At 56.1% G+C, this 16,147-nt stretch carries 10 protein-coding genes; 3 read left to right on the top strand and 7 right to left on the bottom strand.

What is annotated here, in order from left to right:
- Positions 1–7: 7 nt before the first annotated feature.
- From SKTS_RS18995 to SKTS_RS12435, 6 genes are all read right to left on the bottom strand, one after another.
- Entirely contained in the window at positions 8–2,713 is a 2,706-nt protein-coding gene (locus SKTS_RS18995) for a methyl-accepting chemotaxis protein (protein WP_173065423.1), read from the bottom strand.
- 138 nt (positions 2,714–2,851) lie between these two features.
- A complete protein-coding gene (locus tag SKTS_RS12455) occupies positions 2,852–5,125 on the bottom strand; it encodes a methyl-accepting chemotaxis protein (RefSeq protein ID WP_280513667.1) in 2,274 nt (757 codons plus the stop codon).
- A 19-nt stretch (positions 5,126–5,144) separates the two neighbouring features.
- Entirely contained in the window at positions 5,145–5,624 is a 480-nt protein-coding gene (locus SKTS_RS12450; protein ID WP_173065419.1) for a chemotaxis protein CheW, read from the bottom strand.
- 18 nt (positions 5,625–5,642) lie between these two features.
- Positions 5,643–7,763, bottom strand: a complete 2,121-nt coding sequence (cheA, locus tag SKTS_RS12445; RefSeq protein ID WP_173065416.1) for a chemotaxis protein CheA — start codon at positions 7,761–7,763, stop codon at positions 5,643–5,645.
- 162 nt (positions 7,764–7,925) lie between these two features.
- The gene (locus SKTS_RS12440) at positions 7,926–8,291 is read right to left on the bottom strand and encodes a response regulator (RefSeq protein WP_173065413.1); all 366 of its coding nucleotides are present in this window, start codon (positions 8,289–8,291) and stop codon (positions 7,926–7,928) included.
- A gap of 53 nt (positions 8,292–8,344) precedes the next feature.
- Positions 8,345–9,613, bottom strand: coding sequence for a methyl-accepting chemotaxis protein (locus SKTS_RS12435; RefSeq protein ID WP_173065410.1), 1,269 nt, complete (start codon positions 9,611–9,613; stop codon positions 8,345–8,347).
- Positions 9,614–10,052: 439 nt separating this feature from the next.
- Here SKTS_RS12435 and SKTS_RS12430 point away from each other — a divergent pair, with 439 nt between their 5' ends.
- Together SKTS_RS12430 and yrfG are read left to right on the top strand one after the other, a co-directional pair.
- On the top strand, positions 10,053–13,322 hold the full coding sequence (locus tag SKTS_RS12430) for an ATP-binding protein (protein WP_173065407.1): 3,270 nt from the start codon (positions 10,053–10,055) through the stop codon (positions 13,320–13,322).
- Position 13,323: 1 nt separating this feature from the next.
- A complete protein-coding gene (yrfG, locus tag SKTS_RS12425) occupies positions 13,324–13,974 on the top strand; it encodes a GMP/IMP nucleotidase (protein ID WP_173065404.1) in 651 nt (216 codons plus the stop codon).
- Positions 13,975–14,152: 178 nt separating this feature from the next.
- Here yrfG and SKTS_RS12420 read toward each other — a convergent pair whose 3' ends face one another.
- Complete coding sequence (locus SKTS_RS12420) at positions 14,153–14,521, bottom strand: Mth938-like domain-containing protein (RefSeq protein WP_173065401.1); 369 nt, start codon at positions 14,519–14,521, stop codon at positions 14,153–14,155.
- 376 nt (positions 14,522–14,897) lie between these two features.
- Between SKTS_RS12420 and SKTS_RS12415 the strand changes: the two genes are divergently transcribed.
- Positions 14,898–16,124, top strand: coding sequence for a pyridoxal phosphate-dependent aminotransferase (locus tag SKTS_RS12415; protein WP_173065398.1), 1,227 nt, complete (start codon positions 14,898–14,900; stop codon positions 16,122–16,124).
- Positions 16,125–16,147 lie beyond the last annotated feature (23 nt).

Genomic DNA, 16,147 nt, shown 5'->3' with positions numbered 1-16,147 from the left:
GGGTGCGTTAGCCTGGCAAATGAAGGATGGCAGAGGCGGGTGCTTTCAACATTCTGCCGCTATCGATCTTGAATACGCTTACCGAGACGCTGAGGTTATGGGCCTGCTCTTCGAGCGATTCTGCCGCTGCGGCAGCCTCTTCGACCAGGGCAGCATTCTGTTGGGTCGCTTCGTCCATCTGGGTGATGGCTTTATTGACCTGCTCGATACCGGCGCTTTGTTCGGTAGACGCGGAGGAGATTTCCGCCATGATGTCGGTAACGTGCTTGATGGAAGTGACGATCTCGTCCATCGTCTGGCCGGCGTTGGCTACAAGTTTCGAGCCGTTCTCCACTTTGTCCACCGAATCGCCGATCAGCGTCTTGATCTCCTTGGCGGCAGCGGCGGAACGCTGTGCCAGATTGCGCACCTCGCCGGCCACTACCGCGAAACCGCGGCCCTGCTCGCCGGCGCGTGCGGCCTCGACTGCCGCATTGAGCGCCAGGATATTGGTCTGGAAGGCGATGCCGTCGATCACCGAAATGATGTCCACGATCTTGCGTGAGGATTCATTGATGGAAGACATCGTTTCGACCACCTGGCCCACTACGTCGCCGCCCTTTACCGCCACGTTGCTGGCGCCGATGGCAAGCTGATTGGCCTGCTTGGCATTATCGGCGTTGTTTCTCACGGTGGATGTCAGTTCTTCCATGCTGGATGCGGTTTCTTCCAGAGAAGACGCCTGCTCCTCGGTGCGCTGCGAGAGGTCGGAGTTGCCCGAGGCGATTTCACCCGCCGCGGTGTTGATCTGATCCACCGTTTCCTTGATCTCGCCTATCAATCGCTGGAGACTTTCCACCGTGGTGTTGCTGTAATCCTTGAGCTGGCCGAAGGTGCCGCTATAGTCGTTGCTGATAGTTTGGGTCAAATCACCTTGCGCCAAGGCGCTCAGTACGCGCACCACCTCATTCAATCCAACTGAGCTGGTATCCATGAGCTGATTGATATTCTGAGCCAGTTGCAGGAAGAAACCCTCCTTGTCCTGAGTGCCGATGCGTTGGGTGAAATCGCCTTGGGCTGCAGCTCCGACAATTCGGGAAATCTCCTCTTCCACGACCACTTCGGCCGTTCGGTCTATCCATTCCAATGCAGTGCCGAGGCGTCGTCCGGTTTCGTCGATCACTGGATTGGCGGTGAGACGGAAGGTGCGGATGCCGATCAAGATTGTAGTTGTATAGGGGCTGGCTAGAGCCGCGAGCATATTTCTTTGGTGGGCCGGATTTTTATGAAAAGTGTCGATGTTCGCGCCCAGCAGCTTGTCCGCCTCGAAATGGGGCAGGGCTTGGCGGATATCCTTCTCGGCTTTGTGGAACATTTCCTGTACCGATTTATTCAAGTAGATGATGTGGCCGTCAATGTCTCCGATCATGACATTGGTGGAAACATTGTCCAGCGCCACCTTGATACGCAGGATTTCGGCAGCGGTGCGCTGGGATTCCGCCACTTCGAAGCCGAGACGTATTTGCATGGACTTGAGCGCTTGGGAGAGATGGCCGATTTCATCGTCGCGTTCGGTGTTGATGTGGGAACTATAAACGCCCTGTGCAATGCTCAAGGTGTTTTCGGTTAATGCCTTAAGTGGCCTGGCGATGGAGCGGATGAAAAAATAGGACATGAAGACCATCAACAATGTGGCAATGGCCATCAATATGCCGCCAGTATTCCGGGTTCTGCCGACGTCGGTATCGACCTCGTTTTTCCGTTCCGCAACCTGGGCACGCATTGCATCTACCTGCTCCAGCAGATCTTTTTTCAACGCGCGCCAAATCTTGGTCCCGCTGCTGTTCATGCGTTCCACCGCGGCGCCCTGATTCAAGGCAGCCAGGGCAACAGCCTCGCGGTTTTCGATGCGCAGACTTTCATGCATCTGCGCGATGCGCTTTATTACAATCGGGTCAGAACCCGTAATGTGCTGCAAGGCTTCCAGGTTAACGGCGAAATCATTTTCCGCCGCGCCGAGATTGCTTCTGGCTTTGTCATCCTTCGGGTTGAGAATGATGTTCCGTGTTGCCTGACCTTCCTGCAATCCCAGGGCGTAAAGATTTTCGTAGGCAGAAAGGATCTTGTAATCCACTTCTACAAGCTGCCCGAACTCCGAGCCGGTCTTGGATAGGCCACTAAGCATCCAGCCCATGGCCAGTAAAGCGATTGATAGGAATATGGCATTGAACAACCAGAGGCGCATGCCGATGGACTGGGGTAGGCTGAATTTACTGTACAGCCTGTTTACCACCTTGCCTTCGCGAATGGTCAGGCTACCCGCCTGGCCTGCGCGAAATTTCCGGTAAACGGCGGCGACTTCACGAACGGCATCTGCCGATGGTTTTGCGCGTACCGACAGGTAGCCGGCAACCTTCCCGCCTTCCCAGATCGGAGTGGCATTGGCAAGAACCCAATAAAAATCGCCATTCTTGCGCCGATTTTTGACGTAGCCGGTCCAGGGTTTCCCCGCCTTGAGCGTATTCCAGAGGTCATCGAACGCCTCGGGTGGCATGTCGGGGTGGCGCACCAGATTATGGGGGGCGCCAAGCAATTCTCGTTCTGAAAAACCACTGGTCTCAATAAATTCCAAGTTGCAGTAAGTGATAACCCCTTTCAGATCGGTCTTGGATACTAGCATTGCGCCATCGGGCAGGACAAACTCTGTTTGGGTCACAGGCTGGTTGATTTTCATTAGTATCTCTTGGAGCTGTGAATCTGGTTCAGTAGCTTTTCCGGTGCCTGATTTATCGGCCAAATTAAATTAGAGGAGCTGCTGAGTGAATAAAAAACCATCCCGTTTCTTCGGCAAACGAAGATGGCATCATGAAGTTTAGAACTCTTCCCACTCGTCATCACCCGCACTGCTCTTGGCCGGGGTTTGCGGTTTGCTTGCAGCTTGGCGAATCGCTTTTGCCGGCGTAGCCGTTCTGGCGGCGGAAGTTGCCGCCAGGCGTTTTGTGCCCGAATGGGCAAGCGCGCTCGTGGAAGCGTCAAGTTTGAATACCGATACCGAAGTGGCTAGTGTTTCTGCCTGTTCCTGCAGATGCTCCGAGGCGGCAGCGGCTTCCTCGACCAGGGCTGCGTTCTGCTGAGTCACTTCGTCCATCTGGGTGACGGCCTGGTTGACCTGTTCAATACCCGAACTCTGTTCCGCGGAAGCCGCGGAGATTTCCGCCATGATATCGGTCACGCGCTTGATGGAGGTGACGATCTCGTCCATCGTCTGCCCGGCGTTGGCCACCAGTTTCGAGCCGTTCTCCACTTTGTCCACGGAATCGCCGATCAGCGTCTTGATTTCCTTGGCGGCAGCGGCGGAACGCTGCGCCAAGTTGCGCACCTCGCCGGCCACTACCGCGAAACCGCGGCCCTGCTCGCCGGCGCGTGCGGCCTCGACTGCCGCATTGAGCGCCAGGATATTGGTCTGGAAGGCGATGCCGTCGATCACCGAAATGATGTCCACGATCTTGCGCGAGGATTCATTGATGGAGGACATGGTATCAACCACCTGGCTGACTACGCCGCCACCCCTGATAGCCACTTCGGATGCGCCGATGGCGAGCTGGTTGGCCTGCTTGGAGTTGTCGGCGTTCTGCTTCACGGTGGAAGTCAGCTCTTCCATGCTGGAAGCGGTTTCTTCCAGCGAGGACGCCTGTTCTTCAGTCCGTTGCGACAGATCGGAGTTGCCGGCAGCGATTTCCTTCGATGCGGTGTTGATGGAATCGACCGCATCCTTGATTTGCGTGACCAGGCTCTGCAGGTTGTTGACCGTGGCGTTGACGCTTTCCTTGGTCTGCCCGAACAGGCCAGGATAGTCCTTGGTCATGGTCTGGGTCAGGTCGCCCTGTGCCAGCGCACCAGCAACCCTCATGACGTCGCGCAGGCCGGTATCGGTAACATCGGAGAGCTGGTTGAGCAGGTCCGCAAGGCGCTTGGTGTAGCCCTGCTTGCCGCTCATGTCCATCTTCACGCTGAAGTCGCCCTTGTCGGCTGCAGCGGCGACGATGGCGTCGATCTCGGCAACGACCTTGGTCAGCGAGTCCACGGTGCTGTTGACGCCGGCCTTGGTTTGTCCGAACACGCCGGGGTATTCCTTGGTGATTTTCTGCGACAGGTCGCCCTGGGCGAGTGCCTGGGCGACCCGCGTAACGTCGTTGAGGCCGGTGCTGGTGACCTCGGAAAGCTGGTTGAGCCCGACAGCGATCTCTTGCGCGAACCCCTTGTGCGAGGCCGTTTCAAGCTTTACGCTGAAATCGCCTTTGTTTGCTGCTTCAACGATGCGTTGAACGTCGGCGACAATTCGTTTCAGCGCGTTCTGCATGGTTTCCATGAAGGTCAGCAAGCGGCCGATTTCGTCATGGGTCTCCACCTTGATCTGGCTGCCAAGATCGCCTTCGGCGATCCTGCCGGACACTTCCATCGCCTGGGTGAGCGAGCGGCCGATGTTGCGGATCAGCAGGAAACCGACCAGGGCCGCGAGCAACACGCCTGCGACGATGGAACCGATGGAGAGGTTTCGGGTGGCGGTGAAGTTCGCGTTTGATTTCTCGAATTCTTCCTTGCCTACGCGCAACTGAAGGTCGAGCAGCTTCTCGGCCAGGTCTTTTGCCGTGGTGAAGGTCGGTCCCACGACCTTGACCAGGTGGGTATTGCCGGCGGGGAAGTCTCCCTTGATGAACAAGTCGGCTGCGCCAAGCAGCCCCTCCTGGACGAACTGTTTGCGTTTTTCCGCATAGTCATCGGCCAGTATCTTTTCTTCCGGCGTGAGGTAGGTCGCCATGTATTCCTTCCAGATCGCGCCGATTTTCTGGATGTTGTCCTTGATCTTGTCGGTGTGCATGGTGATCGGGTGGTCGTGCAGCTTGCTTTCCGGCAGGCGCGGATCGTGCATCGATGCCAGGTGTATTTGCCGTACGTTTTCCGCCATCAGGTTGTTGATGACGCCAAGCTGATTGGAAGGAACCAGCCGGTCTTCATAGACTGTTTTCAGGCCTGCATTCGATTGGCTCATGCCGCGCAGGCCGAGAAGGCCGATGACGATCGCCAGGGCCGAAAGGAAGCTGATCACGAATACCAGCCTGGCTTTTATACTTAGATTTCCGAACATGTTTTTCCCTTAGAGATTGTTATTCGCTTACCGACTCGACCAGTTCCATATCGCGGCTGGTCATTAGTTTTTCGATGTCCACCAGGATCAGCATGCGGTCGTCCACCGTGCCGAGTCCCATGACGTATTTGGTGTCGATGGCGGAACCGAATTCCGGCGCCGGTTTGACCTGGTCGGCGCTGAGACTGATCACGTCCGAGACGCCGTCCACCACCATGCCGATCACCCGGCCGGCGACGTTGAGGATGATGACCACGGTCAATTCGTTGTATTCGGCGTGGCCCAGGTTGAACTTGATGCGCATGTCGACGATAGGCACGATGATGCCGCGCAGGTTGATCACGCCGCGGATGAATTCCGGCGTGTTGGCAATCGCGGTTACCGCATCGTAGCCGCGGATTTCCTGCACTTTTAGAATGTCCAGCCCGTATTCTTCTCCGCCCAGGGTGAATGTCAGCAATTCCTGGGTGCTGCCGCTACTTTTTTGTTCTTCCTGCATGTTGCCTCCTGAGTGAGGTTAGCTTTGTGCGATGTGAACCAGCGCGCCGATATCGAGAATCAGCGCGACTTTGCCGTCGCCCATGATGGTGGCGCCGGAAACCCCTGGTACTTTGCGGTAATTCGATTCCATGCTCTTGATCACGACCTGGTGTTGTCCTAGCAGCTCATCCACGAACAGGGCGATTTTCTTGCCTTCCGTTTCCAGCAGTACCAGGATGCCATTGTGAGGTTCGCTGATCTTGGGCGTGATGTTGAAAACCTGATGCAGGGCGATCAGTGGCAGATATTCTCCGCGTACCTGAACCACGCGCCCCTGGCCGGCGACGGTCTTGATATCGGCAGCGGCCGGCTGTAGCGACTCGACAATGAAGGTAAGCGGAAGGATGTAGACCTCGTTACCTACACCGATGGACATGCCATCCAGAATCGCCAGGGTAAGCGGCAGGCGGATGGTCATGCGCGTGCCCACACCGAGCGCGGAACCGATCTCGACGCGGCCGCCCATTTCGTGGATGTTGCGCTTCACCACATCCATGCCCACGCCGCGACCCGAAACATCCGTCACCACGGCTGCTGTGGAGAATCCGGGCGCGAAAATAAGCTGCCACACGTCCTGGTCGCTTATATTGTCGGCTACAGGAAGGCCTTTTTCCGCTGCTTTGGCCAATATCTTCTCGCGGTTGAGGCCCGCGCCATCGTCGCTGACTTCGATCACGATGTTGCCGCCCTGGTGCGCTGCGCTCAGGGTGATCGTACCTTTGGGGTCCTTGCCCTGCGAGATGCGCTGCTCGGGCTCTTCAATGCCGTGATCCAGGCTGTTGCGTATCAGGTGGGTCAGCGGGTCGGCCAGTTTTTCGATCAGTCCCTTGTCCAGTTCGGTGCCTTCTCCCAGGGTTTTGAGTTCCACCTGTTTGTTCAGCTTGTTGGCGAGTTCCCGCACCACGCGGGGGAAACGGCTGAAGACGAAACTGATCGGCATCATGCGGATCGACATCACCGATTCCTGCAGATCGCGGGTATTTCGTTCCAGTTGGCCCATGCCATCGAGCAGTTGCTCGAATACGACGGGATCCACCTTGCTTGCCGTCTGTGCGAGCATGGCCTGGGTGATGACCAGTTCGCCCACCAGGTTGATGAGCTGATCGACTTTTTCCACGCTTACGCGGATGGAAGACTCGGCTGTGGATGCAACGGTGCCAACTTTGTCGTTTTCGCGCCGGCCATATTTCGCCGCCGCAGGCGGCGTGGTTTCCGGCTTGGGCTCGACTTTCGCTGCCGGTTCGGGTGCTGGAGGCTCATCGAAAAAGCCGTAACCCTGCTGTTCTTCCTTTTGCGCCTGGATTTCATCCATCGGCGCAAAAAAACCGTAACCCGGGTCGGCTTCCTCAACTGCCGGCAGATCATCGGTGAAAAATCCGTATCCGTCATCTTCTTCGGTTGTGGAGGAGGGCGCTTGCGCAACCTCGCCCACGATACCGAACTGGTCCGGCTCGGCGATGAAGGAAAATATATCGCGGATTTCGTTTTCGTCTGCCGTTGTGGCGAGGCGCAATTTTTTCTCTGCGCCGGCCGTGTCGATTATTTCCAGTTGGCCGAGCCTGCCCAACTCGGCGTAAAGGTTGTTTAGTCGGTCCGGGTCTGTAGCGGTTGCAGCGTCGGGTGTGTAAGTGATTTCGAAGTGCTGGCTTGAGCCCGGCAACTCGAGCGCTGCCGATTCGGGTGATGTGGGGGGGCTGGCGGGCGCGCTTTCCCCGACGGCCAGGCGCTTGAGGCGTTCGCACACCTCCCGGATGGTTTCCGGATCGACATCTCCACCATTCTGGTGTGCGTCGAGCTGCGCTTTAAGAATGTCTCCGGCTTGCAGGAAGGCATCCACCATTTCGTCGCGCAAGGGGATTTCTTCCTTGCGCAGTCGATCGAGCAGATTTTCCAGAATGTGCGTCACTTCGGTCATGTCCGTAAAGCCGAAAGTGCCGCTGCCGCCCTTGATGGAGTGGGCGGCCCGAAAAATGGCGTTGAGGTCGTCGAGATTGGGAGAGCTGATGTCCAGCCCGACCAGCAGGCTTTCCATTTGCGCCAGATGCTCCGCGGTTTCGTCGAAGAACACCTGGTAAAACTGGCTCATGTCGATAGTCATGATGATTCCGTTGGCGTTAGGTGTGGGGCGTAAGGGGTAAAACCTGGTTCAGCGCGTGTTTTTGACGCCAAGGTCGCCCGGAACGGGCGGGCCCTTGGCGGGCAAGACCCTTGCGGTTTTGAATTTCCGCCTCACCCCTCACCTTCTCACCCCTCCCGAGTCTTAACCGATGACTTTTTTAACCACTTCAACCAGTTTTGCCGGATCGAAAGGCTTGACCAGCCAGCCGGTAGCGCCGGCCGCCTTGCCCTGCATTTTCATGGTGTCGCCCGATTCGGTGGTGAGCATCAGGATCGGAACCGTTTTGTAGTTCGGCATGGCGCGCAGGTTCTTGATCAGGGAGAGACCGTCCATATTGGGCATGTTCTGGTCGGTGAGGATCAGGTTGAAAGACTTGCTCTTGGCCTTGTTAAGCCCGTCCTGCCCATCCACCGCTTCGGTGATTTCATAACCGGCGCTCTTCAGAGTGAAGGAGACCATTTGCCGGATGGAGGCCGAATCGTCCACCGCAAGAATTGTTTTAGCCATGAAAAATGCTCCGTCCTTTTTGTAAAATATATTCTGGAAACCTGCCGTTCGAATTAGAACAGTTCGATATCGCCAGCCGCCATCTGCTCTTGCGTCACAGGATTGTGCTTCAATTGCCTGATCGTTTCGGTCGCCTCGTCAATCGCCTGCTGAAAGCGCTCAAGGCGTTGACTGGAATCATCCGCCGGGTCGACGATCGCCCCGTTTTCGCTTACCGAAATCGAAGCCAGGCTCCCGAGCATTGCCTCGATTGCCTCCACTCGACCCTGAATATGGGAAAGGAGTTGCGTGGACAAGTCCTGAAATTGCAGCGAAGTTATCGCCACGCGCACATCCTGATCCACTTCCCGCGAAATGGCAGAAAGCTGTTCCGCGGTTGACGACATCTTGTTGTTGATGCCGGAGATCTCAAGCATCATTCCCTGTACGCGTGTTTTGGATTGGAGGGCAAAGTTCATGTCCTTGGACGCCATTGCGTTAATGGCTTTTTCCGCATCCGTTACCGAGATGTTGACGGTTCTCATGCTCTCACCGATCAGGCTGCTGAAACTGTTTGAGCGACTCGAAAGTTTGCGCACCTCGTCGGCCACCACGGCAAAACCGCGTCCCGCCTCGCCAGCGCGAGCGGCTTCGATGGCAGCATTGAGCGCGAGCAGGTTGGTTTGTTGCGAAATGCCCTGGATTTCATCGAGTGCCCCCATGATTTTGTCAACGTCGCTCTTGATGTTGTCCATCATCTCCACCAGGGACATGCCGATCTTGCTGGTTTCCACCGTGGTTTCCACGAAAGTGGAAAGGGTCTGGGAGGTTTCATTGATGAAATCTTCGAAACTGGCCTGCTGGGACATGGCGCCGTTGTGATGTTTATCATCGCTTGCGGTGAGCTCGAGGGCGAGGCGCTGCTGCTCGCGCGTGTGGGATTCCATCCCGGTGAAGCTGTTTACCAGCTTGCTTATTGCATCGGTGAGGATGTCCTGGGTCTGCTTGATTTCCTGCTTGATGCCGGAAATTTGTTCGGTGGTCTGGTCGTTGAGTTGTGTGAAAAGGGTTTGGGTTTTGTGGGTGAGGGACTTGAGGTTCGCATCGGTCTCTGCCCACCTGGCTTCTTCCCGGCGCGCAGACTTGTCGAGCGTGATTTTGAATATCAGCGCCCAGCCAAAATAGACACATCCGATCAGCGACAGATGTACCAGATTTTCAACAATATGCGAATAATCGCCGAGGTTGCCGAACAACCACTCCATGACCACAGCAAGCAGCCCCAAGATGATGCCGGCAATCATGGCTTTGATGAAAAAATAAGGCTTTGAGCTTGAATTCACTTTGTTTTGATTCCTTTTTGGCTCTAAGTAACAGTACAAGCCAAAATTGCGAATTTCGCAATAACTTTATATATCAGAAATATTTACGGTGTAGTTCCGGGCGATTTTGTCTTTTATTTATTGTATGGATTATGACAAAATTTGGATGCGATCTTGATGTCCGATTAATTTGATTCAATCAAATCCAGAATCTAGACCAGTTCCTAAAACCTCAATAATATATCAGGAATATGCTTAGAAGCCGAACAATTGCCGTGGTAAAAACAAGGATGCTGCACTAGTCATCAAGTTCAGGCAATATCTTAGCTACCTAAGGGGCAGGAACATCCATTGTGTTATTTAAGTAAGCAGGCCCAGAAGCCTTTGAAACGGTCGATTCGGTTCCTCATGAAGGGTTACATTGCTCACCCCCTCTTTTAGTACATTCGCATCGCGTTTCATGGCGGCTCGCCTGGCCTTGGTCTTCTTGGCCTATGCCGCCAGCTACTACCATCTCCACCTCTTTATCGGTGCCAGTTTTGCATTTGGCAGTATTGTCACGCTCCTTGCCTTGCGCCTGTTTGGCATGGGCTGGGCAGTTGCAGCAGCAGCAGCGGGTTTTCTGGCGTTTGAATCGGCGCCTTCTTTTACCATTGCGTTGATGCTACTGGAGCCTGTAGTAGTCGGGCTGGCATTGCGCGGCAAAGGCAGAAACCTGGCCCTGATCGATGGGGCTTTCTGGCTGGCTCTTGGGATGCCCTTGCTATGGGGCGCAGCGGTCTGGCTGCACCACAGTGATTTCTCCGGAGCATCTTATTATGCAATGATTCAAGGGTTTAATGGTATTTTCAATGCACTGGTGGCAAGCCTGATCCTCGATTTTCTGCCGCTGCGACGCTGGGTCGGTATGACGGATATAACGGAACGGATTCCGCTGTATCGCATCGCGACCAACCTGCTGGCATCTGTCCTGATTTTTTGTGTTTTTTTAATCATCCTGCTCAACCGGGAGGATGAAATGAAGCGCCTTGAGTCGACTATACGGCATCATCTGGATGATATTTCGAAAGACATCGGCGGGGATGTGTCCGAATGGCGTGAACAACGTGTTCGATTGGCACATTTCATTGCCATTTCGGCCGAAACGTTGTCGTCACCTCAACTGCAACGAATGCTCGACCGGAGCATGTCATTGGAGGGTGATGTGGCGGCCATGCAGGTAAGCAATGACGACGGTGTGGTGCTTGCCCGTGCGCCCCATGGCGCGGGAAGGGGCGAGGGTCTGTTTGGTCAGCTGGGAGTTCATGCGCCGAGAAGCATATTGCAACCGGATTTTTCCCCTGTATTCATGGACAAAGCAAGTCACCAACCGATGTTGGGCATTAGTGTTGCCCTGAAGACAGCAGCCACGTCAGGTGGAAGTGAGCAGGACGGCCATGTCACGGTAGTGGCGCGAATGACTGAAATTATAAAACTGCTGGAAACGCATGCTCATGCGAGTGGCGTGGAGATTACCTTGCTCAGCCGTGAGCGCCGTGTGATCGCCACTACTCGCAATAAGCTGTTGCCCATGGAAATCATGCCGCCGGTGCATGATTACTTTGCCCCGCTCTTTGGCGCATGGTTCGTCCGGTCCGCGGACGAAAGCATGACTTTTGTACAAGAACGCAATGCCCATTTGACCAAGGAAATGAAAGTTGGGCCGGAGGCTGGTTGGACGCTCTATATTGAAATGCCGGCATTTCCTCATTATCAGGCACTGCAACAGCGCCTGATAAATAATATGGCGATGATGTGGGTCGGAATTATGCTGGCCTTCCTGTTCGGGGCAATGTTCAGCAGGCGCATGGTAGTGCCGCTGGAAAAACTGGCGGAAGCCACTGCCAATATCAAGGCCAGGTTGCTGGGGGACGAGGAGATCAGACTCGATTCGAGCCCGATTCAGGAAATCGATGCACTGTTGCAAAATTTTCATGCCATGGCTCTGGAGCTCAACCGTAGCTACACCGAACTGGGGCGCAGCAACGAAACCCTGGAACAGATCGTCGCGGCGCGCACGGAAGAACTGACCCACGCGAATCAGAAGCTCAAGCAGCATCTCACAGAGCGCGAGCAGTTCGAAGTAGCACTGGCGCGCCACGCCCACGACCTTGAGCAGACTACCGCTGAATTGATAAGCCAGAAATTCGCCCTCGATCAACACTCCATCGTTGCCATTGCCGATCCTCAGGGCAATATTACATACGCCAACGACAAGTTCTGTGAAATCAGCCAGTACGGACGGGAAGAGTTGCTGGGCCAGAACCACCGCATACTCAATTCCGGCTTTCACGACCGCACGTTTTTCCAGGAAATGTGGACCACGATCGTGTCGGGAAAAGTCTGGCACGGAGAAGTCTGTAACCGCAAAAAGGGCGGTGACATTTATTGGGTGGCAACCACTATCGTGCCGTTTATGGATGCACTCGGTTCACCCTACCAGTACGTTTCCATACGCACCGACATCACGGCGCGCAAACAGACCGAAACGGAACTGATGCGTGCCAAAGACGCGGCGGAAACAGCCAACCGTGCCAAGTCGGAGTTCCTCTCGCGCATGAGTCATGAGTTGCGCACGCCATTGAACGCGATTCTCGGTTTTGGACAGTTGCTGGAAAGCGATGTGGAAGAGCCGCTGACTATTTCCCAGTTGGAAAACGTCGAGCAGATCACCAAAGCCGGGTGGCATTTGCTGGAACTGGTGAATGAAGTGCTCGACCTGTCTCGCATCGAAGCCGGCAAGATGCAGATGCAAATGGCTGACCTGTTGCTGGCCGAAGTGGTGCGGGAATGCATCGGTCTGTTCATGCCGCTGGCTGCAGAACGCCATATACAGGTGAACGACGAGATTACGCCCTGCATCGCCCATCATGTTCGTGCCGATCACACCCGCCTTAAACAGGTCATCCTCAACTACCTTTCCAATGCTGTGAAATACAACCGCGAAGGCGGGGAAATTTACCTGAAATGCGAACAAATGCCAGGAGGCGTGTTACGGGTAAGCGTGAGCGACACCGGTCCAGGCATTCCGGAGAGCAAACTGGCTGAGCTATTCCAGCCGTTCAATCGCCTCGAAGCGGATGGTACCGATGTGCAAGGCACCGGCGTAGGCCTGGCGGTGGTCAAGAGGCTTGCGGAATTGATGGGAGGGAGTGTGGGCGTCATCAGCGAGGTTGGTCAGGGCACTACTTTCTGGCTCGACATACCAGAGGTGTTTCCCGGTAATGACGAGATATCGCACAGCCAAATGGCGGGTGAAGGGGGCGATGAAATTGACTCCGGAGATACAACTCAGACGCATCGCGTGCTTTATGTGGAAGAAGGTCGGGCCAATGCCGAACTGGTAAATGGTTTCATCAGGAGCCACCGCCCTGAGCTTCTACTGACTTGCACCACCAGCGCAGAGCAGGCGCTGGGAATGGCATTGTCCGAATCCCCGGATCTGATTCTGATGGACTTGAACTTACCCGGCCTCGACGGCTTCGATGCTTTGGAACTGATGCGCGAATTCGATAGCTTGCGCGATGTTCCGGTGATCGCGATGGGAGCGGATGCCTCCGCTGAGCAGGTCGAGAAATCCCTGAAAGCGGGTTTCTGCAATTACCTCGCGAAGCCGCTGAATCAGGATCAGTTTCTCGCTGCTGTCGACCTTGCCCTTGACACGAAGAATGAACGCCTGGAGGTGATGTGACATGATTGACTGGTCCGGCATACACAGCGTTTTCTTGGACATGGATGGGACTTTGCTCGACCTCCATTTCGATAACCACTTCTGGCTGACGCACGTGCCGCAACGTTATGCCGAGCAACGCGGCCTGAGCCATGAGGCCGCCAGGGAGGAGCTTGCCCCGCGCTACGACAAGGTGGCAGGGACCATGAACTGGTACTGCGTGGACTACTGGAGCCGCGAACTGCAGCTGGACATCGCCCGCCTGAAGGAAGAAGTGTCGCATCTCATCGCGGTGCATCCCCACGTGGTGGACTTTCTGGCAGCATTGCGCGGAACGGGAAAGAGAGTCGTGCTGGTCACCAACGCCCACCACAAAAGCCTGGCGCTGAAAATGGAGAGAACCCGTCTGAGCGGCTATTTCGACGCCGTGGTTTGCGCCCACGACATCGGCGTGCCCAAGGAGCATCCCGAGTTCTGGCACAAGCTGCAGGCCGTCGAAGCGTTTGCGCCGCAGAGCACCTTGCTGGTGGATGACAGCCTGCCGGTGCTGCGCTCGGCGCGGGATTACGGCATCGCGCACCTGCTGGCCGTGTACCGGCCCGATACGCGCCTGCCGGACAAGGATGTGGGGGATTTTGCGGCGATCAGGGATTTTCGCGACATTCTTCCATAGTCAGCAGTCAGCAGTCAGCAGTCAGCAGTCAGCAGTCAGCAGTCAGCAGTCAGCAGTCAGCAGTCAGCAGTCAGCAGTCAGCAGTCAGCAGTCAGCAGTCAGCCAAACCGGTTCTGCTCTTGCTGATAGCTGATAGCTGATAGCTGATAGCTGATAGCTGATAGCTGATAGCTGATAGCTAAAGCATCAGCGCCGCGGCAACCTTCCTGCCTTCCCCCGCAAGAATATTGTAGGTGCGGCAGGCGGCGAACGTATCCATCGCTTCCAGCCCGATACCTTGTTGCGCCATGGCCTGAATCAGGCGCGGGGAAGGGAAGCACAATTTCGAGCCGGTACCGAGCAGCAGGATTTCCAGTTCCAGGCTTGCCAGGGCGGAAAAATGCTCGGCTGTCAGCAGCTTCGGTTCCGCCGGTTGCCAATCCTTGATGATCTGTTCGGGCATCACGATCAGGCTGTGTTCGTGGCGTACGCCATTGACGGCGACATGGTCCGTGCCGTAGGAAGTAAAAAGGTATGTACCAGTAGCGGTCTGCAGGTGCAGTTTCATAGGGAACCTCTGATCAAGTCAAACGCGGTCGCGACGGGGTACTGCGGGATGCCAGGCAAGAAGCGAGTCGCGCCGTGCAGTGATCTGCAGCAGCGGCTCGCGACACCGCCTGGTGCCCGCAATATCCCGTCCCTCCGGGTTACATCGAAAACGGGCTTGAGCCGCGTCGCACTCCTTGGCATCGTAGGCTCACTACGACCTTCGTCGCGCGCCTTACTCAAGCCCGTTTTCGATGTAACGCGATCCGTGTTTGACTTAATCAGAGGTTCCTTGTGTTCCAATTGCGGGGAGGGGCGCGGTCTTGTAAGATTATAGCCTTTTTGGCTCGAAGCACATTCCGTGTCGCGAACCCCGGAAGAGAAACAAGGACCCAGCCGTGCAGCCCATACTCAAATCCACCAAGCTCAACAATGTCTGCTACGACATCCGTGGCCCGGTGCTGGCGCGCGCGCGGCAGATGGAAGAGGACGGCCACCGCATCATCAAGCTGAATATCGGCAATCCCGCGCAGTTCGGCTTCGAAACGCCGGAAGAGATTGTTCACGACGTCATCATCAACCTGCCCAACGCTTCCGGCTATACCGACTCAAAGGGCCTGTTTTCCGCGCGCAAGGCGGTGATGCACTACACCCAGCAGAAGAACATCCGCGACGTGCAGATGGAAGACATCTACATCGGCAACGGCGTGTCCGAGCTGATCGTGATGGCGATGCAGGCTTTGCTCAACACCGGCGACGAAGTGCTGGTCCCGGCGCCGGATTATCCGCTGTGGACCGCTGCCGTGACGCTGGCGGGCGGCACGCCGCGCCACTATATCTGCGACGAGCAGGCCGGCTGGTTCCCCGACCTTGACGATATTCGCGGCAAGATCACACCCAATACCCGCGCCATCGTGCTGATCAATCCCAATAATCCGACCGGTGCGCTGTACCCGGTGGAATTGCTGCAGGAAGTGGTGGAAATCGCGCGCCAGCACCAGCTGATCATTTACGCTGACGAAATTTACGACAAGGTGCTGTACGACGGCGCGCAACACACTTCCATCGCCTCGCTGGCGGACGACGTGCTGTTCGTCACCTTCAACGGCCTGTCCAAGAATTACCGCGCCGCAGGCTACCGCGCCGGCTGGCTGGTGGTGTCGGGCGAGAAGCGCCACGCCAAGGACTATACCGAGGGCCTCACCATGCTGGCCTCGATGCGTCTGTGCTCCAACGCACCCGCCCAGTATGCGATTCAGACCGCGCTGGGCGGTTATCAAAGCATCGACGACCTGGTCGCGCCGACCGGCCGCCTGTGCCGCCAGCGCGACCTGGCGCACGCGATGCTGACCGACATTCCCGGCGTCACCTGCACCAAACCGCAAGGCGCGATGTATTTGTTCCCGCGCCTCGATCCGAAAATGTACCCGATCGACAACGACCAGGATTTCATCCTGGAGTTGCTGCTGGAAGAGAAAGTGCTGCTGGTGCAAGGCAGCGGCTTCAACTGGCCGACGCCGGACCACTTCCGCGTGGTGTTTTTGCCGAATGTGGACGACCTGCAGGAAGCCATCGGCCGCATCGCGCATTTCCTGGAAATGTACCGCAAGCGTCATGGGTCTTGATTATTAGAGCCACAGAGGACACA

The sequence above is a fragment of the Sulfurimicrobium lacus genome (genome assembly GCF_011764585.1).
Classification (GTDB): Bacteria; Pseudomonadota; Gammaproteobacteria; order Burkholderiales; family Sulfuricellaceae; genus Sulfurimicrobium; species Sulfurimicrobium lacus.
Note: the sequence above shows the minus strand (reverse complement) of the source record. Positions and strands in the feature narration are given on the sequence as shown.